This is a genomic window from Streptomyces sp. NH27, from assembly GCF_056859195.1.
Map to the genome: position 1 here is coordinate 1 of NZ_JACEGK010000951.1, position 1,287 is coordinate 1,287.

General features: G+C 71.6%; 1 protein-coding gene. It reads right to left on the bottom strand.

Annotated elements, in window-relative coordinates; genetic code table 11:
- Positions 1–1,287 (bottom strand): acyl carrier protein (locus AC13HU_RS37340; RefSeq protein ID WP_483046446.1); only part of this gene is annotated, 1,287 nt, incomplete at both ends.

Sequence of the window (1,287 nt, forward strand, 5' to 3'; positions counted from 1 at the left end):
GGATGAGGCGGGCCTGGGAGCGGCCGTTGGGTGCGGTGAGGCCGTTGGAGGCGCCGTCCTGGTTGATGGCGGTGCCGCGGATGAGGGCGAGGACGGGGTGGTTGTTGCGGCGGGCGTCGGAGAGCCGCTCCACCAGCACCGTGCCCACCCCCTCCGACCAGCCGGTGCCGTCCGCCGACTCGTCGAACGCCTTGCACCGTCCGTCCGCCGACAAGCCGCCCTGCCGGGAGAACTCGAGGAACATGCCCGGCGTCGACATGACGGTGGCGCCGCCCGCCACGGCAAGGTCGCACTCGCCGGCGCGCAGCGACTGGACGGCCAGGTGCAGGGCGACCAGCGACGAGGAGCACGCGGTGTCGACGGTCAGCGCCGGACCCTCCAACCCGAACACGTACGACAGGCGGCCGGAGGCCACGCTCGCCGCGTGCCCGGTGAGCAGCAGGCCCTCGCTGCCCTGTGCCGGAGCGGTAGTGGTGTAGGTGGCGTAGTCCTGCTCGTTCGTCCCCACGAACACGCCGGTACGACTGCCGCGCAGCGAACCGGGATCGATGCCGGTCCGCTCGAACGCCTCCCAGGCGGTTTCCAGCAGGAGCCGCTGGTGCGGGTCCATCGCCAGCGCCTCGCGCGGCGCGATACCGAAGAGGGCGGCGTCGAACCCGGCGATGTCGTCGAGGAACCCGCCCCGACGGACGTACGAGGTACCGGGGTTGGCCGGATCGGGGTCGTACAGGTCCTCGCTGTTCCAGCCCCGGTCGGAGGGGAAGTCGCCGATGGCGTCCCGCTCCTCGACCAGCAACTGCCACAGATCCTCCGGCCCCCGCACGCCTCCCGGGAAACGGCACGCCATCCCGACGATCACGATCGGCTCGTCGTCCGCCGCCGCCGCGCCGCCACGAGCGACGGCGGGCACCACCGAGCCCCGCTTCTCTTCCAGGAACGCGGCGAGCTCGGCCGGACTCGGGTGGTCGTACGTCGAGTTGACCGGCACCCGGCGCCCCAGCATCGCCGACAGGCGCTTGCACAACTCGGTGCCGGCGAAGGAGTCGAAGCCGAGGTCCTTGAAGGTGGCCTGCGGTGACACGTCAGCTGCGGAGGTGTGCCCGAGCACCCGCGCGCACTCGTTGAGTACGACGTCCAGCACGCGTCCGGTCATCGGCGTACCGGACGCGCCCTCGTGCTCCTCTTCCTCCTCCTCGGCGGGCGTGAGATCCACGGCGGCCGCGACTGCTGTGACCGGCTTCGGCCAGTAGCGTTGGTGTTGGAAGGGGTAGGTGGGGAGGGGTGTGT